This window comes from Saccharothrix sp. BKS2, assembly GCF_047689505.1.
GTDB classification, from domain to species: Bacteria; Actinomycetota; Actinomycetes; order Mycobacteriales; family Pseudonocardiaceae; genus Actinosynnema; species Actinosynnema lopnurensis.
Genome location: NZ_JAUQOL010000007.1, coordinates 141,258 through 160,642 on the forward strand (window position 1 = coordinate 141,258; position 19,385 = coordinate 160,642).

A 19,385-nucleotide genomic window follows, 5' to 3' on the forward strand; every position below is an offset into this window, starting at 1 on the left:
GCACGGCCTGGACGTGCCCGGGTGGGACATCCACGTCCCCAGCCTGTCCGTGATCCCCGTCCCCGACCTCCCGCGGCAGGCGCTGCTGGAATGGGAGGGCTCGTACGTGGGCATCACTATGACCGACTGCACGCTGCGGGGGTTCGACACGCTCGACCTCGGAGCGTCCCGCGCGATCTGCGACGACACGCGACCGGACGAAACCGTGGTCGACATCGACCTCAAATTCGCGAAGCTCGTCTTCGCGGGCGGCTACACGGTCGACGTCGGCGGTGCTCCCGGGTCCGCCCTCGCGGTCACGGGCGACGTCATCGCCGCCGGCGGACCGTCGTCCCCACGGGAGGCGACCACCGAGCAGGAAAAGCTCGCGCTGGCCCAGTGGTACCGAAGCGTGCCGCTGGACGATAGCCACAACGGCCGAACCGCGGTGGGCGCCTACCACTTGCACGAGGACACCATCCAGAAGGTCACCCGCGATGATAACCCCAAATCCTCGCAGTACCGGACGAGACTCAAGCAGCAGAGGCAGACCGCGGACCGGGTGACCGCCGCCACCCGGTGGTGGCGAGAGGACCAGACCAAGAAGAACCCGAAATCACCCGCACCCACCATGGGCAAGGACGAGGAGTACAACGGTGGTTTCAACACGAGCATCAGGTTCCTGCAAGCCGTCCAGTACATGATGGAGCGCCTCGGGCTGAAGCTCGCCCCCCGCGACAACGAGTTCGCCGAGCTGATGAACGCGGCGACGCACTTCAGCGAGCGGGTCGAGCAGTACCGGAAGAACAATCCGGGCGAGAGGACCGCGGCCGAGGTGATGCGGTACGTGTCGACGGCAGCGGGCGCGAAACGTCTCTACCGGGGCGCCGGCATCCCGGTCTTCGACCTCGAGACCGGCGAGGTCGTCCGCTACGTGCGGCCGTGGCCCCTGGACCTCACGCGGATCAACGCGGCCTACCTGGCCAGGGCCCGGCGGCAGGACGCGACCTCCGCCGAGGGGGTCGGCGTCGCCGGGTCGTTCACCGATACCGGCAGGGAGGCGATGTTCGGCCTCACGATCGGGCTGGAGCGGAACTCCGGCGTCCTCGGGGTCCGCGTCAAGGAGGTACGCGTGTCGATCGGGAAGTCGGACATCGAACTGTCCGACAGGAACGGCTGGCCGGCCCCTTCCCTCTACGACACCGTCTCGGACGTCCTGGTCGGAACCGGGGCGTTGCAGGACGTGCTCAAGAGCAAAATCGCGGCCGGGGCGAACTCGAAGGACACCAGGGACTTCTTCCAGGATGCCTTGAACGCCGCGCTGAGGAAGATCCAGTCCTGAGCGGACACCCGAGGAGTGCTCATGGCCGACGAATCCGACCTCGTAAGCCTCGCCAAGCAGCTTCGCAGCTACCTCGACGGGGCCACCTTCACGATGCCGCCGGACGCGCTAGGAAGCACCGTGGAAAACGTGATTCGCGCCCATTTCCCATTGCGGAACGGGAAGTGGGCACTGGCCGACGCAACCGCGCCGGCCATCGTCGGCGACGCGGTGGTGTTCTCCGGCTCGCTCGGCCCGCTACTGGGGTTCACCGCCGCAGTGGTCGACATCAGCGTCGACCTGGCCGACGACGGCGGCCCCGGTCTGCTCGTCGCGCTGGCACCGCTCGACCCGAGACAGACCACGCCACCCGGCGGATGGAATCTCGGCGTGTCCTTCCCGGTATGGCGATCGCGGCCCTCCGCGTTGCCGAAGCTGGTGTTCGACACCCCGGTCTTCCGCTGGACCTCGATCACCCGCGCGGCCACGGCGGAGCGCCCCGAACTGAGGCCGGTGCTCAATCTCAGCGCCACCGAGGTACGGCGAGAGGGTGTGCTGCGACCGCTGGCGCCACTGACGAACCTGCGCCTGCTCACCCCCAACGGCGTCATCACCGGCCCCGCCGGGGCACCCCACCTCACGCTCGTCTGCGCCCCCGCCGAACCACTGCCCTTCGGCCACCTGCGACTCGCGGCGACCTTCTCGGCGGTCTCCACCGATCCCGGCACCACGCACCCGCGACTGGAACCGCCCGCCGAGGTCGACACCTATCTCCAACTAGCCGCCTCGGTGCCGGTCGGGCAGAGCGCGACGATCCCGATCGTCCTGCGCTTCGACGCGCTCGGCACGGTGTTGCTGTTGCGGGCCGACCTGACCTCGTTCGGCCGGTACAAGGTGGATAATTTCAGGGACCTGCTGAACGACACACCGATCGGCGACCACCTCACGCCGTACTTCGACCTGCCCGACGTGGTCACGCTCCGCGAACTGGCGGTCGCGGTGGCGACCGTACCGGCCGCGCTGCGGGCGGTCTCGCTGACCCTGGGCACCGCGAAACCGCTGACCGTCGTGCCGGGATACATCGACATCCCGGACATCACCGCGACGTTCACGGTCGACGACCCCGTTGGCGCACGCGAGATCACTGCCTACCTGGCGGGGTCGTTCACGTTCCTGCAGGGCATCGTCGTGGACGTGGCCGCGGTGTTCCCGGAGCTGGTCTTCCGCGGCAGTCTCCGCACCGACACCCCCGTACCCCTGAAACGCCTGGTTGAGACTTTCCTGCCCGGTGTGCCCTGGTTCCCCGACATCACGCTCAACGAGCTGTACGTCATCGCCGAGCTGCGCACCAGTCGGTACGCCTTCCGCCTGGCGGTGACCAGCGACTGGCGGATACCGATCGGCGTGGCCCGGTTCCGGCTCGACGACGCCACCCTGTCGCTCGGCTACGACGGCGCGGCAGCCAGGAGCGGTTTCCGCGGGGAACTCATCGCCGACGCGACGCTGCTGGACAACGCGGGCACCGAGATCGCCCGGTTCGCAGTCGACTGGACTCTGCCCACCTCCTCCTTCGCGATGACGGGTACGTTCCCCAGCATCGACCTCACCCGGCTGGCCACCGCGCTGACCGGCGGCGGAGTCCCGGGCGCGACCGGCCTGCCGGAGATCACCCTGAACGACTCGACCGTGGCGCTGCGCCTGGCCAAGGGAGGGCAACGGGCGCAACGGCTGACCGGCACGACGACCTTCGAACTCCGACTCGCCACCGCGATCGACGTTACCGCCATCGGCACCGCGCAGCTGTTCTTCGAGGTGCGCCGCGGGGACACCGGGCGCACTGCGGCATCCGTCGCCGCCGTGAAAACCGGTTTCGTCGTCGGGCTTGTGCTCAAGCCCACCTGGACCCCCGACTCGGTGTGGAGCGGCCTCAAGGGCGTATTCGAGCAGGTGGAGGTGAATGACGCGGGACTGATCCTGTCCTCGTTGCGCGACACCGAGTTCGCCCTTGACGGGCTGTCCATGCCCTACGTGCCGAGCAGGATCGAACCCGGTGTGACGTTCTTCGCCTCGCTCGGCCTGGCCGGCCCGACGTTCAGCCTGCTGACCGCACTGTTCGACCGGACGGTCGAACTGAACCTCTACGCCCACATCGATCCCACGTCACCGGCGAAGTCCGACATCACGGCCAGGCTGCCGATCGACGCGGGCACCGGGGCGGTCACGTTCACCGGCCTGGAGGTCAGGATCAAACCTGGCTCCGGCGAGTTCAGCCTCTCCGCGGGCGCGGTGCTGGCGGTGCACGGCGAGAAGATCACCCTTTCCGGAACCGGGGCCATCACCCTGCAACCCCCCAAGGCGGATTTCACGATCGCGGTCACCGACTGGGCGGAACCCTTCGGGATCAACAACCTCACGGTCGAGGCGTTCGCCCTCCACGTCGGTCTGTCCGAGATCGGCGTGACCGTCGGTCTGCTCGGCTCGTTCCGGATCGGCGCAGCGCCGGAGCAATTCACGTTCACCCTCGGCGGCGCACTGGTCGACTTCGCCGAACCGGTTGGTTTCGTCTTCGCCCTCAAGGCCGGCGGGCCGAGGCCGCTCAAGGTCACCGACCTGGTCGAGCAGTTCACCTCCCTCGACCTCGGCTCGGTCCCCCTGCTCGACCGGCTCTCCTTCCGCACCCTGTCCTTCTACCTGGTGGCGGACCCGGCGGGATGGGCACCACTGGGCACCTACCACTACCCGCAGGGCATCGGCGTCGACGCCGACATCATCTTCCAGCAGTGGGAGCTGAAGCTGCGCCTCGTGGTCGGCTACCGGACGGGGATCGTCGCGGACGGCTCGATCAACCTGCCGATCAGCGTACCCCGCCTGTTGGAAATCTCCGGTGCCGACGGGAAGACCGGCCCGTGCATCAAGGTGGACACCAGCGGCATCGGTCCGTTCGCCCGGCCCGCGGCCAGCCGGCTCGCGCATCAGCGGGCACTGGCGTGGTACCCCCTGCCGGAGGGGAGCCGGTGGGCGGCAACGGGCATCAACCCGTACACGATCCTCACCCCGGGCGCCCAGGACAAGACCTATTTCGCCGCCTCCGGCCGGGTATGGCTGCTCGGCTTGGAGGAGTCCTTCTCCGGTTCGGTCACCGACGCCGGCTTTGAGGTGAACTTCCACACCGAACTGACCGACCTCTTCCGCGCGCAGGTGACCGCGTCCTACAGCGGCAGCGCGGGGTTCGACGGCGGCTTCAGCGGCAACTTCGACTTCGAACTGTACTTCCCGGACGGGGTGACCGTCGCCGGCCTGCAGGTCATCCCACCGGTGACCGTCCACGGCCCGAACGCCGAATTGACCGCCTCCTGCAAGGTCAGCACGAGCGCGGCGTCGCTGTCCGTCATGTTGCGCGTCAACTGGGGCGGCGTGGTCCTCCTCGAGCCGGGATTCGACCTCGACACCCGCGATGGCCCCTTGGCGGTGCTGTGGGAACGGGTCCGGCAGTGGCTGCTGGCCAACGCGGAGCTGTTCTTCGCCGACCTGCTCGCCGAGGTGGACCTCTGGCTCGCCGCGCTGGCCGCCGGCCTGCTGTGGACCGGGCAGTCCGCACTGGCCGTCGCCGAGATCCTCTCGCGGGTCTTCGGCCAGGACCTGCTCTCCACCGCCCGCAAGCTCGTCGGGCTCGCCGAGCACGGGTACGACGAGATGGTCGCGGCGCTGATGGAGGTCTTCGACGCGAGCTACGACAAGGTGATCGCGATCCTGCGCGAGGCGGGCAGCTCCTGTGCCGTGGCCAGCACCCAGGTGATCATGAACCAACAGGACCCAGGCCGGTGAGGAGAGACCGATGACGCCTTTCGACGTCGCGCTCGGCATCGACAACCGCACTCTGAACGAAATCATGAAGAAAATACACAAGTGGTTCCACCCGCACCGCTACTTCACGGGCTCCCGCCAGGTGCCCTATCAGGGGATCACGTTCACCGTGGGATGGGATGTCACCCGGCCGCCCATCGTCGACCTCACCCCGCCCGAGGACGCGGAGGCCAGGATCCGGACCCACCTGGCGAAGGTGCGCCGCCCGAAGGGGGTGACCCTCGAACAGTTGGTCCAGGCATACCTGGTTACCCTGCGTGGCCACACGCTCCAACTGGTGCTGCCCAAGGTCACGATCTCGGTCTCGGACGGCGGGACACCCGTCGTCGACGACGTGCGCATCACGGTGTACGTGCACGTCGACTCCAGCGGCGGGAGCATCACGCTGCAACCGGTCAAGGCCGAGGCGGAAACCGGCAACGACATCGACACGTGGTTCTTCGACAACGTGTTCCTGCCCGAGGCGATCAAGCTGGCCACCCCGCTGCTGAAGGGCATCGAACTGCCCGCCCCGACCGTCGCGGGAGTGAACCTGACCGCATCCGCCGTCGTGCTGAACTACGCCCACCTGGCACTGGCGGCCAACCTGGCGGGCAAACCGGTACCCGATCCCGGTGTGCCCCCGTGGCCCGGCACCGCCTTCTTCGCACTGCTGGGACCCGAAGCGTTGAGCACCGTGGGCACGGCCGCGGTCGGCTACCTCAACAGCAAGGTCTTCCGGACCGGTGACAGCATCGACGTCGGCATCGGCACCGTCGACTACGGAGCCTCCGCGTGGCTGGGCAACGCCACCTGCTGGATTGACAGGACGACCATGGGCATCACCGCGGACGTGGCGGGCAACGCCTACGCCGGGATCACCATCGGCTGTACCCGGATCGGGGTCAACTACGACATCCGCCTCACCGCGCCGCCCACGGCCTGGGTCCGGCTCGCCATCGACCGCACACGGGTCAACGCGACGATCCGGCAGGTGAGCGGGGACTTCTCCCTGTACCTCACCCCGACCGGCAACATCGCGGAGTGGATCCTCTCCGCGATCACCTCACCTGTAGCCACGGCCATCGCCAATGTCTTCAAACCCGCGATCGTCAAGGCGCTCGCCGACATCGTCTACCCGGTGTGCGACCTGCCTTCCATGTCGGTCGTCATCGACGACCTGCGCCTGACCGTCAACCCGGTGGACCTCGAACTCGCCTCCTACGGCAGGTTCCTATCCGTCCAGGGCGACGTCATCGTCGAGTGAGCGAGGGAACATCATGCCGCCGAACAAAGTCATGCTCAAAAGCGGGGGAAAGCTCGCCCGTAGACGCTTGACCGTCGACTTCATCAATGTGGGCCAGGGCAACGCCGTGCTGGTGTCTTTTCCGAACGGGCAGTTCATGCTGGCCGATTGCGGATCGCAGAAAACCAGCCTCGAAGGGAAGCCGTACAAAAACGCCCAGAAGTACATCAACACCGTCGTCGGCGACAAGTCAATCGACATCGTCGTGCTCAGCCACGGCGACACCGACCACGTCGCATTCATCCCCTGCATCAAACAGGCGCAGAATCCGGACTACCTGCACTACGTGGGAGAAAGAAGGGATTACAGCAAAGAGGTGTGGGACTGGATCAAGAGTAAAGGCAATGCTGCTGTGAAAAAGTGTGGGTCGGCATTCTGTTACATCAAGGGCTTCGAAGGGACGACCAATCCGAGCATAGGATTCTGTACAGACGAGTCCGTGCAGGTCAGCGTTCTCAGCGCGGCCTGCGGCATGAACGGCAACAGCGACAGTATTGTGTTGGCCCTGACGTACGGCGACTGCCAGGTGATCCTGCCCGGCGATGCGGACACGGTCACCGAGACAGAGATCCTGCGTACCTGCAAGCCCGGCTTGGACAAGTTGAACAAGAACAGGGTGTTGATGGCCGGGCACCACGGCTCCGCCGGATCGACGAGCGAGGAGTGGGTCGACGCCCTCAAGCCGATGATCGGGGTGTTTTCCGCGAGCGGAAAACACAAGACCTACGGGCACCCTCACTGCGATGTCGTGGACATGCTCGCCAGACATATGAAAGATGATGCGGAGGAGCACGTCATCGTCTGCGCGGTGGGAAATCCTCCGATCTACGCCGGTCGCATTGTCAAGAAAGGGATCTTTCTGACCGGCAAAAACGGTGATATCCGTTTCGAGACGGACGGGAAGGAGTACCGGCTCATGGCCAGCACGGAGGGCACGGTCGTGTTGGCCGTCGAGCCCAACCCGTTCGCCGGGATCATCGCCAATCCGCCTTGGGCGGACCGTCGGCGGTCGGGGGCGTCGCGGTAGCGCACGGCCGCGTGCACCACCTGCAGCGATTCGGGAGAGGGCTCCACGGAACAGGGATCGGCCGGCGTCCTCGGCGTATGCGCGTGGATGACCCCGATCGCCGCGTTCTCGAAGCGGGGCGCGGTCGACTGCCGGGACCATACACCGCCCGAGGGCGCCGAGGGCTGTGGAGGAGCAGCGGGTCGACGACCGGGCGGATGACGGTCTCCAGGTCGTGCTGTTCGGCGGCGGCGTCGAGGAGGTCGGGCAGCCGCTGTGCCTGCCGAAAATATCATCCGTGCAGGTCAGGCGACGTGGTGGTATTCGTTGTGGATGCCGCCCGATCGTTGTCGTTGGCGGATTCGGTTGGCAACTGGTCGACGACGTCCCCGACGTCCGGCACGGGCGGCCGGACTGCTACGCGGGAAGAGCGACGCTCAATCCAATGGGTGGCGCGGACACCCAGAGAAAGTGACTACGCAACCGTCTCCTCACGATGTGGCTTTGACCGCCCACGGAACAGGGTGGGTGTCACCTGCCCACCCACCTGGGCCCAGCACAGTCTGATAGGAACCGCTGTAGCCCAGCCACTTGAGGATCAGCAGGTTGAGGTAGTGGCGGGTCAGCAGCCAGGTGTCGGTCAGCAGGCCCGTGAGGCCGTGCACTTCGTCCCTGGGCATCTTTGGGTGCACCAAGCGGTTGCGGACTCTGCTCACCGCGGTGGGTCCGTCGGCGCCGTTCGGTGCCTGGGCTTGGGCGAATCGTGCGAGAACCGGCTGACGGGTGCTGTCGACGTCCAGTGGTACGTGGGCGGCCGTCAACGCCTGCCGCAACCTGCCGTCGGCCCGGAGGGCGTCGTACTGCTTCTTGCTCATGCCCTCGCCGAGCACGAGGGTGCCCTAAGTGAGCAGCTCGATCGCCGAAAACGCGGTCATGATCCGTTGTTCGACGCGGCCGGTGTGGTTGGCCTCGACCGCCATCGACAGCAGCAACCGAGTGGTGTGCTCGCGATCCGGATCGGCGAACGCGGCGTAGGTGTGTGACAGCAGCTCGTGCAGGTCGTGTGAGTGGGCGTGGAACAGCCAGGCCAAACCACCCTTTCGACCGGGGTCGAAGAAGGCCGGTGTCCAGCGCTGCCAGGCGATGGTGTCCCGGGAGTCGAAACCGACCGGGATCGCGGGCGCCACCCAACGACCGAAACCGAACGAGGCGCCGAAGTGCAGAGCCTGCAGGAGTGGCTCGACGTCGTCCGGGGTGAAGTCGGCTTCGTCGACGCGTGCGATCGTCATGACGTGGGTCATGATGAAGTTCTTCTCCTCCCGCAGCACAGCCCACACGTCCGAGTGGTCGGGGCGGCGGTCCATCGTCAGTTGCCACGGGCCCACGGCGACGTGCCAGCGGCCGGTCCAGCGTCGCCAGCCGTTGTTCTTCTCTTCCTGCCTGATGACGCCTGGGCTGTGGATTGCCGGGAAGTTCATCCAGTGAACCATGACGCGACGCAGTCGGGCGTCGTCGGCGCCGAGGGCCCGTGCGTTGAGCTGGCCGGTGTCGAGGGTGTGCCGTAGACCGTTGATCGGGTACACGCCGGTTGGTTGGTGGACCTGCAGGTGAAGTTGCTGCTCGTCGAGGTTGTCCAGAGCCCAGGGCATGGGCGGGATTTCATCCAGGCGCCATACGACGTCCAGTTCCGAGCCGCACCGGACTCGAACGGAGCCGCTGAACTCGGCGTCACCAACCTCCAGCAGTGGGCCTTCGTACACGACGATGTCCTGGCCGGGCTGGTTGAAGGGATAGACGGGGACCAGCACAGCGGCATCGCCGCGCGGACCTTCGTGATCGAACATGGCCTCGATTCTTTCCAAGGTTCACCTCTCGGGGTGGTCGAGCCAACGTCGCTCGATTCGATAGCGAAGGGGGAGTGGCGCGTACTCCATGATGTACGAAGGAGCCGAGAAGCCTTGTTCGATTTCCCAGGGCTGCGGCAACCGCGGGCCGTTCAGCGGCATGGTCGGTACCGGATCGTGGTCGGGGTGGCAGAAGACGTGCCTGTGCGCCGCGTCGACGAGCAGTTGACTCAGGAAGGCTCCCATGCCGCCGGCCATGTGGATCAGGTGGTCGGTGCCTTTGCGCGGGTCCTCCCGGACGTCGTTCAGGCCGGGTAGCCAGAGGAAGCGGTGCGGGTCGAGTGGCAGGATGAGATCCCAGTAGGAGGCAGCGAGTAGTTGTTTGTTGTCGTCTACCCCGTTGACGATCACCACGGGTACATCGCTGGTCACCAGGCACATGTCGCTGAATCCGAGCCCCCATGGGCGTTGCAGGACGATCCAGGTGAGCTCCTCCAGCGACGAGAGCATGAAACGCAGGTGCTCGTTGCGTCCGGCTTGCGAGCGGAGATCACCGGGAGCCCTGACCCGGTCGGAGGTGTTGCCGGTGATGTGCTCGATGCGTTGCCGCTGTCTGACTGTCCGCAGCAGCTGTGCGGCGATCCACCACGCCAGGTGCTCGCGTTCGAGCGGGTGCAGCGGCCAGCGAGCCGGTAGCGCGTAGTCCGGGTCGTCGAGTACCGACGCGAAGACCGGTGTGGCACCGGACTCGATCACACCGAGCAGCCGCTCGACCTTGTGGTGCGGCACGCCGTCTTCGTTCGTGCCCACGTAGAAGTCGGTGACCGCGGCCAAGTTCTTGATGTTCGCGTCGAAGTGATCGTCGAGTCGATCCACCTCGCGAGCGCGGACGAACCAGTTCTTGCTCCGTGGGCGATGTTGCCGTCCGAACCTCTTCAAGTACATGCGTGGCACGGTGTGGTCGTTCGTGCTCATCTTCCTGCTCCCGATCGTCATGGCACGCGCGAAAGCGCACGAGGTTCGTGCCGGGCATGGACGTATGGGGTTGTGCCCACTGCGCCACGATGAAGGCGTGCGCCACGGTTCGCGGATCGCCGCAGGTTCTGCGCGCTGGTCGGTCGGTGAAGCACCGGTGCGGATCACGTGCTCTTCGAACTACGGGCTGGTGTGACCGCGGTGGCTTCTTGAGCGCTGTTGACGTCGTGGTAGGCCAGGGCTTCCAGGGCATCGCGGAAGGTGGCGAAGTCGTCGATCGGCTCGACGGGGTCCTCGTCCAGGTTGAACCTGCGGCGAACCTTGCGGATTTCGGCTCGGAGCTCCTCTGAGTCGAGCGAGCTGTCCAGGCTTGCCTCGACCTCTTCCAGCAGGATCGCCGCTTCCTCGCGGGTTGCGGTCTTCGGGTGGTCGAGCAGGAAGGACCGCTTGAGCCTTTTGATCTTGGAACTGGTTCTCTCGAGCGCGATCTCGCGCATGGCTTCGCGTTGGCGGCGGCCGAGTTCGCGGAAGAGTGCCCGGAAGTTCGAGTCCAGCTCCCTGGCCGGGCGGGCGAGGTGTTCGTCGTCGCGTACGACCGCCAGGACGCTTCGGGCGAAGCCGACCTTATCGAGGTGGAAGCCTTCCAGTTTGGCGGCGGCGGCCTTCTCCAGGGCCTCGTGAGTGCCGGTGTCGCCGGTGCGCGAGACGTCGTCGGAACCGAGTGTCCGCAGTTCGGCCGCCTCGTCAGGAGACAGCAGTTGGTCCGCGTAGTGCCGGACCGCCGCGATACCGATGTCCAGGGGAACGAGGTCTTCGATCGCTTCCACCCCGTGCGAGGGTGGGTTGGACAGCTGGTCGGCGGGGAGTTGGCCCAACTGCAGGACGAAGGACAGGTCCATCACCGGTTTGCCCCGCAGGCCGCGGCGGAGTGCCGCGTAGGCGTCGTTGCCGGCTTTGTCGCTGTCGAGCAGGACCACGACGGCCGGTCGGTCGACGTCTCTGCCTCGTGCGAGGTACACCATGTACGGGATGTGCGCAGCCGAGCCGGCGGGTACGAGGGTGAGGGTGTTGAGGTCGAGGTTCTCCAGCGCACTGACCCTCTGGTGCCGCAGGCGGGCGGACATGCCGGCGATCAGTACCTGGTCGGAGTTGCCCTCGATCATGAGGTTGCAGTTGCTGATGAAGGTCGTCTCGGCGACGAAGCTGCCGAAGGCCGACCTCAGCGGTTCGTAGTGGTTGCGGGCGGCGTTCTTCACCACCCTGGTTCCCTCGTCGCCCTCGCCCTTCTCGAGCACGCGGATGCGTTCGCCGTGGTTCTTGTCGATCAGGAACGGCGAGTGCGTCACGTACACGACCTGGCAGGGGACCCGGCCCGGATCCTGCGGGTGCGCGAGGTCCTCGAAGATGCGCAGCAGGTCCTGCTGTCCCGTGCTGGACAGGTAGGCGTCCGGCTCGTCCATCAACAAAACCTCGGGCGCTCCAGAGGTCGGCGGCTCGTGGGCGAGGTACTGCACGAAGTAGCTCAGGAAGTACTTCAACCCCCCGCTGCGCTCGTCCGCGGAGTACTCGGTGCCGGTGCGGTCCCGGATGGTGAAGACCAGGTCCTGGTCGCGCAGGGTCAACCGCAGCTGGAACTGGTGGTCCTGCGACCACCACTTCGGGAAATTCAGCGCCGCCGCCAGCGCGCCGTTCATCCGCTCGACGATGCCGTTGGCGAAGCCGTCCCGCGCGGCGTCCACGGCCTTGAGCAGCTCCTCGAACGCCGTGCGGTCGATCTTGGCCACCTTGAGCAGTAGGTCGTCGGCCAAGGCGAGCTGCTTGTCGTGTTCCGTCGTCTCCGTCTGCGCCGCGGTGTACGCCCTGAACACCTCGGAGGCCGAGGCGTTGACCGACTCGGGCGAGGCGAACCAGTGCGGAGCGTTGTCCAGGAGCATGTTGAGGAACGACTGCCGCTCTTGTCGCGGAGCGGTGCGCCACGACTTGGCGCCGTCGGCCAGGTACCTGATCGGCACGCTCTCCGGCAGGGCCACCTTCGCGTCGATCTCGAACCAGCGGGGCAGGATGCCGTCAAGGTGTTTGGTGTCCTTGACCTGGTGCTTCTCCCAGCCGTCGACGTCGCGCACATAGATGACCGGTGGTGCGTTGCCGATGCGGAACAGGGTGAAGCACTCGAACTCGCCCTCGAACTTCCGCTTGCACGCCTTGCCCAGCGCTTCGCGGTCACCGGTGCTCAGGTGCTTGAACTCCAAGCCGAAGTCGGGGAAGGCCATCGACTTGTCGACCGCGAAGAACTGCGAGTACCGGCAGAAGTCACCTCGCTCGATCCCGCGGCCGGTGAGGGCGTGCTTCACCGCGGACAGCAGCTGGCTCTTGCCCGACTCGTTGGCCCCGACGACGGTGGTCACATCCTGCTCCAGCGGCACCCGGACGAACGGGTACTGCAAGCCATCGGGCTCCAGGACGTCCCACGGGTCCGGCTTGAAGTCCTCGTGGGCCTTGCGCAGGTAGTCGAAGTTGAACGAGCGGAAGAAACGGACGTAGACGGTCGAGATGAACATGCATGACCCCGTATAACCCGACGCCCACCTGGGCGCACCTGCTCGCCTACAGACTGGGTAGCCTGAGGTGGTCTTGTGATCAAGGAAGAAGCCACGACAGCGGTCTGTCGTGCTGGACCAAGCAGAGCCGGCCCCGAGAGTCGCGGCGCTTTGTTCCTCCTCAACCGCTTCCCGGTACCCGACACCTGGCGATGGTCATAGGGACCAGCGGTATGCGCTGTTCGTGGTGGTCGTCGTCACTGTCGGTCATCGTCGCAAGGTACGCCGCAGTCGTATGAACTGGAAGAACTCGGCGGCAGGAAGATTATGTCAAATGCTATTGCCACTCGAACGGGTGGTCAGATCGGTCTTGAGCTACTCAGAGTAGAGATGGCGCTTATTCGATTCAGAGATCAATCTGTGCCAAGGTGAGGGCAAGGAGCGATGAACCAGATGATCGCTTACACGGGGTGAGGAATCTGTGCGGTACACCGACACCGTCATCAGCGTGGGCCCGTCCTTGGAGGACTGGCTGCACGAGCGCCTAGCCGAGGCCGAGGCGGTGGCCATGCGGACAGGGTTCCTGACCCTCGCCGCCGTCCGGAACCTGGAAGCGTACTTCGCAAGCCTCCTGCACAGGGGTGGACGATTGCTCATCGTGGCCGGCGGAGCGGCCGATCAAGCCGATCCGGATGCCCTGGTCCGCCTGGGCGCAATGCTGGAACCGTACGGTGATCGCGCAGCCCTGCGCGTCGTCGTCGACCCGGACGAGTTCCAGAACGCCAAGACCTACTACCTGCGCTTTCCGGACGGGCACGCCGAAGCATGGGTGGGGTCGGCCAACCTCACCAAGGGTGGCCTGAGCGCCAACCACGAGGCTGCGGTGTCCTTCGACTCCCGAGTCCCCGGTGATGATACGCAGGTCGTCGAGCATCTCCTGGCCGGAATCGAGGCATTTCGAGACCGGCCGGGCACAACGGGCGTGTCGGAGGAAACCCGCTTGATCCTGTCCGCACGTCGAACGCGACGACAGTCGCAACGACACAAGGTGACGGTCAATCCCACCCTCGCCTGGGAAGACTGGCTGCAGCCCGTCATGGACCACGTCGACGCCATGGCACGGCGGGGTGGCCAAGTGCCCGGCGTGCCCACCGGCTTTGCAAACCTCGATGAACTGACCAACGGCCTGGCGCCCGGCTCGCTGGTGGTCATCGGGAGCAGGCCCGCGGTCGGCCGCAGCACACTGATGCTGGACTTCGTCCGGAACGCCGCGATCAAACACTCGATGCGATCGGCGATCTTCTGCCTCGACCAGACCGGAACTGATGTCGCCCAGCGCATCCTCTGCGCCGAGGCCGGGATCCGGGTCGCCGACATGCGCGGTGGCCGGATGTCCGATCAGGAGTGGGTCAGGCTCGCGCGCCGCATGACCGATACCCACGAAGCGCCCTTGCTGCTCAACACCACCCCGTCCGCGGACCTGGACGCCCTGTGCGACGAGATCACCGATCTCGCCGAACAGGAGCCGCTGCACCTGGTCGCCATTGACCCGCTCAACATGGTGCGCGTCCGAACCGAACCCGGCGCCAACCGCGAACGCGAGGTATCACTCGCCGTGCGACGCCTCAAGACCCTGGCGCTGGAACTCGACATCCCAATCGTGATGACCGCAGAGCTGGGCCGTACCGTCGACATACGCTTCGACCAGCGTCCCCAACTGAGCGACCTCCGCGAGACCGACGCCATCACCCAGGTCGCCGATCTCATCCTCCTGCTCCACCGACCGGATCTCTACGAGCGCGACAACCCTCGTGCGGGAGAAGCCGACCTGATCATCGCCAAACACCGCAACGGTCCTACCGCGACGGTGACAATCGCGCACCAACTGCACTACGGCCGCTTCGCTGACCTGGCCATGGGGTAGGTGGCTCTCCAGTACCCTGTGGGAGCACCGCTGTGGGAGCAGTTTGGGAGCCACCGGACGCATTCAACTGCGTTCAACGGCTCCCAAGTGCATCCAACCGCGCCCACGGCATATGCAAGAGTCCTGTTTCCGCAGGTCAGGATAGTTGTTGATCTACGTTGACACGGTAGGGGTCACTGGTTCAATCCCAGTATCGTTCACCAGTTATATATGCAGGTCAGACAGCCGGTCGGTGATCTTCACCGATCGGCTTTTTGGCTGTTGTGGGAGCAAATTGGGAGCAGATGATCTTGGTGTGATCAACTGCACCGTATGTGGTCACCCCTCCGTTCGGGGTAGAGGTCACCGCCGATCGCTCCCATCGCCGCTGCAGCCCGTCGAGCATGGCGTCGATCATGATCTGTGTCACGTGGGAGTAGGTGCCCCGGATGCCCGGCATGCGGTGACCGAGTCGTTTGTGCTGGAGCACCTCCGGGATGCCGTCTTCGATGAGCCAGGTTTTGTGGGTGTGGCGTAGGTCATGGAAGTGCAGGCCGGGTAGGACGGGTGCCCAGCCGTGTCGGGTGTCGCCGCCGATGACAGGTAGCCAGGTGCGGCGTCGGAAGTTGGTGCGGCGCAGCAGCCCGTTGTCGCTTCCGGTGAAGACGTGTTCGTGGGGTTGGTCGGTCTGCTCGGTGCGGTGGGCTGTGAGCAGTTCGACGAGGAATGGCGGTAGGTGGACGGTGCGGGCGCCGGCCTTGGTCTTGGGTGGTCCGAGTTCCAGTCGTCCACCGATTTCGTGCAGTGCGCCGTCCTTCGGGTCGACGGTGATGGTGCCGCGGGTGAGGTCGACGCGGGGCCAGCGCAGTCCGGCCAGTTCGCCCCAGCGCAGGCCCGTGTAGGCGGCTGTGACGACCAGGGTGGCCGTGGCGGGGTGGCACCGCTGCGACAGGGTGTGCACCTGCCACGGCGATGCGTGAGGTCGTTCCTCGTGGTCGCCGGTGTCGACCCGGAGTCGTCGGCAGGGGTTGGCTCCGATCAGTCCTTCGTCGACCGCGTCGCCGAGCAGCATCGACAACAGCGTCACCACGTCGACCACGGTGCGTTCGGCCAGTGGGCGTCGCAGGGTTTTGATCCAGCCTTTGACGGTCATGCGGCTGATCTCTTTGAGTGGTGTGTCGCCGAACTTGGGGAGGATGTGGTTGCGCAGGTGGGAGTCGTATTTGGCCTGGGTGGTGGGGCTGACGTCGTGGGCTTCGCGCCAGGTCGGGACCCATCCCGTAGGGGGAGGTCGCCGAGGGTGGGGTCGACGAAGGTGCCTCGTCGCAGGTCGGATTCGATGTCGCGGGCGCGGTCCTTGGCGGTGGTGTGGTGGGTGAAGCCGGTTTCGGAGGCGAGTGCCCCGTCGGGTGTGCGGTAGCGGACGCGCCAGGCGGGGCCGTGTTTCTCCACCCATGCCATGTCGGACTCCCTTGTCGGTTGAGTTGGTGGTGCGCCCGTGGTCGGGCAGCGGATATGGACGCTCCATACAGGACGGTTGTCAAGCCGTATGTGGTCACCAGGGCCGAGATGAGTCCCGGTTGACCACCGGATTTCTTGGCTCTTTCGGGCGAGATGGTCGCGGGGCGGGGCCGTTTACCGGGTTGTGCGGTGGTGTGGCGGACGAACGCCACGGGTGTCCTGGGCGGCGATGGCGCACAGGTCGGTTGCGGAGAACCGCAGGTGCTTGCCCGGGAATGTGCACGGCACCTGGCGTCTGCCGGCCCGGCGGCGAAGCCGGGACTCCCGCACCGCCGGCAGCTCTGCCGCCCGCGCCGGGGTGTACAGCCGCAACACCGACGCCGCGTCCTCGGTGCCGTTCACCGACGGCGCTGGTGCCGCATCGGGGGTTGAGGTCGGGGTGGGGACCGGCCTGTGTCGATGGGGACGGTGTGTCGCGCGTCCCGGCGGGGTCGGTGGCGGTATCGCCGTCGGTGGTGGGGGAGTGGGCGGCCTTCGGCGTGGCCGATGTCATCGGCTGGGAGGAGGGTTGATCGAGCCGGTTCATGAAAGACCTCCGCGGTGACCGGGGTATGTCCGTCGACGGGGATGTCGAGGACACTCCTGAACTCCGTTTTCGGGCCCTTTGGGGGACAGTCGATCATCGGATCCGTCGTCCGTTCCACCCGTTGGGGTGAACGAGCGCACCGTATGTCGCCCGTGGCATCCGCAGTCGCATGTTCGCCCGTGGGGAAGGACCGAGAGTTGGTGCGTGGCACCGCTTGGCTTCGGCTGGTTGCGGTTCGCACGTGATCGAAACCAAAGAGTTATGAACCTCTGTAGCTTCAGTGTCGATAAAAACTTATCGCATCGTGGATATTCGCGGTGTCGTAGGGTGTGCACAACGCAAAGTCATATGGATGTGGACGGCGCTCTTGGTGGGGAGGATGCTGCGAGGTTCGGAACCTGGAGCGTGTTGTGACACGCCGGGAGGTTCCAACCGGCGGGCGGCGTGTCATCCCGGAGATTGGGAATCCCTCTGTCTGATGTTCTGCCTGAACAGGCGTCTAAGCTGGTCCTGCAGTGCAGCGCTGGCCCTCCAGGGCCAGCGAGGATCGCAACAGGCCCTGCATCCACACGATGCCGAGTAGGCCAGTGCAGCGCTGGCCCACCGGGGCCAGTGAAGGTCGTAATTCGCTGCCGGTCTGGCCGAGATCGCCTTTGCTTCTTGCAGTCGTCAGTGTGGGAACAACGATGCCAGGACCAGGTTTCCTCGGTCAGGGCTGGAGCCAGCGGTCGAACCAGGCCCGGGTGCGACGCAGGACGTCGAGTTGGTGGTTGCGTTCCCGGATCGAGTGGCCCTCCCTGGGGTAGATGACGAACTCGTGCTCGGCGCCGAAATGGCGCAGGGCCCGGTGGAAGTACACGGCTTGGCCGAGGGGGACGTTGGTGTCCTCGGCGCCGTGCAGGATGAGCACCGGGGTGCGGACGCGGCTGGCAAAGGAGATCGGGCTGACCGCGTCGTGCGGGTGTGGGCCGATCCCCTCCCACCCGATGCTGCCGCTGAGCGCGCCGTCGAGTTGGCCGAGCTCTCCGGTCGCGGCTTGCATCCCCCAGTCGGTGATACCCGCGTTGACCAGCGCGGCGCGAAACCGGTTTGTCTGCCCGATCGCCCAGGCGGCCATGAAGCCGCCGTGGCTGCCGCCGGCGATGCCCAGTCGGTCGGGGTCGGCGATGCCCTCGGCGATGAGCAGGTCGATGCCGGTCAGGATGTCGGACCACTCCTCCCGGCCGACCCTGCCCGCGACGCTGGCCGCGAACTCGTGGCCGTGGCCCTGGCCGCCGCGCGGGTTGGGCAGGAACATCGCGTATCCGGCGGTGGCCAGCCATTGTGGCTGTGCACTGTGGAACGAGAACAACTGGAGGCGATCGGCGTACCGGTCGTCGGGGCCACCGTGCACGATCGTGATGAGCGGGAACGGGCCGTCCGAAGCGGATTTCCCGACGGGCAACACGAGGAGACCGTCCAGCTCGAGGCCGTCGGCGGCTCGATAGGCCAGCGGTCGCTGGGTGCCGAAGGTGATGCCGTCCAGTTCGGGGCGGGTGTCCGTGACCTTCCGCAGCGGCCCGGTCGGTCGCCCAACATGAACGTTCGTGGGTTGGTAACGGGTGCCGGTCAGTGCCGCGATCGTCGTGCCTGCTGGGGTGGTGGTGAGGGCGTCGAGGTGGCCGGGGTGCTGCGACAGCGGTGCGGGACCGTTGGGGGCGAGCCGGGCCAGGGTCGTGTTCAGGCCGTTGGCGAAGACCACCAAGGGGGCGGCGGCGGTCTGGCACAGTTCGAGGGGGCACATCGGCAGGTCGGCGGTGCGGTTGCGTCGGACGTGGCTGCTCATAGCCAGGTCAAACACGGCGGTGCCGGCGTGGAGGACCGGTGGGGTGAGGGCGATGTAACCGAGGTGCCAACCGTCTTCAGCCGGCCACCAAGCCAGGGATCGTGCGTCGACCTCGACCGGTCCGAGGTCTTCCGCGGTCCCTGTGGTGGTGTCGAACAGGTGCAGCTGGCCGGTGCGGGGGCCGTAGTCCTTGTCGGCGCCGGCCTGGGTGAGCACGGCGAGCGGGCCACCGTCGGGTCGTTGCCGCAGTTCCACGACGTGCCGGTCGCCGAACACATCCGGGGTGGTGACGTGGCCGGTGCGCAGGTCAAGCAGGCGCAGCCGGGCACGGGGTTCGCGTTCGCCGACGACAATGGCGTCGTCACGGTCCTGGGCGCGGCGCACGTCCTGCTCGGTGGGCTCGTCCTCGGCGAGCAGAGCGATCAGGTGGGGATCGGCGAGCGGCAGGTGGTCGGTGATGCCGGCGCGCCAGCTGGTCACCGCGATCACCACGTCGTCGGCGGGGCTGAGCCGGTGCAGCTGCGGAGTGCCACGCTCGGCGCGGTCGGACAGGAAGTACAACGTGCCCGAGTCCGCGGACCAGCGGGGCCGGGACTCCGTGGCGGCGTCGGCGGTCACCCGACTCCACACACCGTCGCCGTTGAGGTCGACCAGCCAGAGCGCGGTGTCGAGGTGGTCACCGATTCGGCTGATGGGGGCGAGAACGTAGCAGAGCAGGTGCCCGTCCGGAGCGAGAGCCGGTGTTTGCGGGACGAGACCCTCGACTACGAGTTCAGCGGTCAAACCTGTCATGTGATCA

Annotated in this window: 13 protein-coding genes; 7 read left to right on the forward strand and 6 right to left on the reverse strand. The window is 66.3% G+C overall.

Annotation, left to right across the window (positions count from 1 at the left end):
* Positions 1–13 precede the first annotated feature (13 nt).
* The 5 genes from Q5530_RS16725 to Q5530_RS16745 all read left to right on the forward strand — a co-directional run bounded on the left by Q5530_RS16725 (position 14) and on the right by Q5530_RS16745 (position 7,930).
* On the forward strand, positions 14–1,321 hold the full coding sequence (locus tag Q5530_RS16725) for a hypothetical protein (RefSeq protein WP_415363233.1): 1,308 nt from the start codon (positions 14–16) through the stop codon (positions 1,319–1,321).
* Positions 1,322–1,342: 21 nt separating this feature from the next.
* Positions 1,343–5,125, forward strand: a complete 3,783-nt coding sequence (locus tag Q5530_RS16730; RefSeq protein WP_415363235.1) for a hypothetical protein — start codon at positions 1,343–1,345, stop codon at positions 5,123–5,125.
* 10 nt (positions 5,126–5,135) lie between these two features.
* Positions 5,136–6,410 carry a hypothetical protein gene (locus tag Q5530_RS16735; protein WP_415363237.1) on the forward strand — a complete coding sequence of 425 codons (1,275 nt, stop codon included), beginning with the start codon at positions 5,136–5,138 and terminating at the stop codon, positions 6,408–6,410.
* A gap of 67 nt (positions 6,411–6,477) precedes the next feature.
* Positions 6,478–7,476, forward strand: a complete 999-nt coding sequence (locus Q5530_RS16740; protein ID WP_415363239.1) for a ComEC/Rec2 family competence protein — start codon at positions 6,478–6,480, stop codon at positions 7,474–7,476.
* 166 nt (positions 7,477–7,642) lie between these two features.
* Positions 7,643–7,930, forward strand: coding sequence for a hypothetical protein (locus Q5530_RS16745; protein WP_415363240.1), 288 nt, complete (start codon positions 7,643–7,645; stop codon positions 7,928–7,930).
* Between the two features lie 16 nt (positions 7,931–7,946).
* Here the strand turns inward: Q5530_RS16745 and Q5530_RS16750 are convergent, their stop codons facing one another.
* The 3 genes from Q5530_RS16750 to Q5530_RS16760 are packed head-to-tail and all read right to left on the reverse strand — an operon-like array spanning position 7,947 to position 10,274.
* The gene (locus Q5530_RS16750) at positions 7,947–8,330 is read right to left on the reverse strand and encodes a hypothetical protein (protein WP_415363242.1); all 384 of its coding nucleotides are present in this window, start codon (positions 8,328–8,330) and stop codon (positions 7,947–7,949) included.
* Positions 8,331–8,354: 24 nt separating this feature from the next.
* Positions 8,355–9,317, reverse strand: coding sequence for a hypothetical protein (locus Q5530_RS16755; protein WP_415363244.1), 963 nt, complete (start codon positions 9,315–9,317; stop codon positions 8,355–8,357).
* Between the two features lie 3 nt (positions 9,318–9,320).
* Complete coding sequence (locus tag Q5530_RS16760; protein WP_415363245.1) at positions 9,321–10,274, reverse strand: DUF4238 domain-containing protein; 954 nt, start codon at positions 10,272–10,274, stop codon at positions 9,321–9,323.
* Here Q5530_RS16760 and Q5530_RS16765 point away from each other — a divergent pair.
* Complete coding sequence (locus Q5530_RS16765) at positions 10,267–10,470, forward strand: hypothetical protein (protein ID WP_415363246.1); 204 nt, start codon at positions 10,267–10,269, stop codon at positions 10,468–10,470. The genes Q5530_RS16760 and Q5530_RS16765 overlap by 8 nt on opposite strands.
* Here Q5530_RS16765 and Q5530_RS16770 read toward each other — a convergent pair.
* On the reverse strand, positions 10,439–12,832 hold the full coding sequence (locus Q5530_RS16770; RefSeq protein ID WP_415363248.1) for an ATP-dependent nuclease: 2,394 nt from the start codon (positions 12,830–12,832) through the stop codon (positions 10,439–10,441). The two genes, Q5530_RS16765 and Q5530_RS16770, sit on opposite strands and share 32 nt — an antisense overlap.
* A gap of 460 nt (positions 12,833–13,292) precedes the next feature.
* On the opposite strand from Q5530_RS16770, the gene Q5530_RS16775 reads away from it, so the two are divergent.
* Positions 13,293–14,735: a DnaB-like helicase C-terminal domain-containing protein gene (locus Q5530_RS16775; RefSeq protein ID WP_415363250.1), complete on the forward strand. Its 1,443-nt coding sequence runs from the start codon at positions 13,293–13,295 to the stop codon at positions 14,733–14,735.
* Positions 14,736–14,952: 217 nt separating this feature from the next.
* Here the strand turns inward: Q5530_RS16775 and Q5530_RS16780 are convergent, their stop codons facing one another.
* Together Q5530_RS16780 and Q5530_RS16785 are read right to left on the reverse strand one after the other, a co-directional pair.
* Positions 14,953–16,242: a tyrosine-type recombinase/integrase gene (locus Q5530_RS16780; protein ID WP_415363252.1), complete on the reverse strand. Its 1,290-nt coding sequence runs from the start codon at positions 16,240–16,242 to the stop codon at positions 14,953–14,955.
* Between the two features lie 1,228 nt (positions 16,243–17,470).
* Positions 17,471–19,378 carry a S9 family peptidase gene (locus tag Q5530_RS16785; protein WP_415363254.1) on the reverse strand — a complete coding sequence of 636 codons (1,908 nt, stop codon included), beginning with the start codon at positions 19,376–19,378 and terminating at the stop codon, positions 17,471–17,473.
* Between the last annotated feature and the right edge of the window lie 7 nt (positions 19,379–19,385).

What these genes read in the sequence shown, in the direction of transcription:
- Q5530_RS16760 (WP_415363245.1), bottom strand. Translation starts at nt 10,274, where the DNA reads ATGAGCACGAACGACCACACCGTGCCACGCATGTACTTGAAGAGGTTC.
- Q5530_RS16770 (WP_415363248.1), bottom strand. Translation starts at nt 12,832, where the DNA reads ATGTTCATCTCGACCGTCTACGTCCGTTTCTTCCGCTCGTTCAACTTC.
- Q5530_RS16785 (WP_415363254.1), bottom strand. Translation starts at nt 19,378, where the DNA reads ATGACAGGTTTGACCGCTGAACTCGTAGTCGAGGGTCTCGTCCCGCAA.
- Q5530_RS16780 (WP_415363252.1), bottom strand. Translation starts at nt 16,242, where the DNA reads ATGGAGCGTCCATATCCGCTGCCCGACCACGGGCGCACCACCAACTCA.
- Q5530_RS16730 (WP_415363235.1), top strand. Translation starts at nt 1,343, where the DNA reads ATGGCCGACGAATCCGACCTCGTAAGCCTCGCCAAGCAGCTTCGCAGC.
- Q5530_RS16750 (WP_415363242.1), bottom strand. Translation starts at nt 8,330, where the DNA reads ATGAGCAAGAAGCAGTACGACGCCCTCCGGGCCGACGGCAGGTTGCGG.
- Q5530_RS16735 (WP_415363237.1), top strand. Translation starts at nt 5,136, where the DNA reads ATGACGCCTTTCGACGTCGCGCTCGGCATCGACAACCGCACTCTGAAC.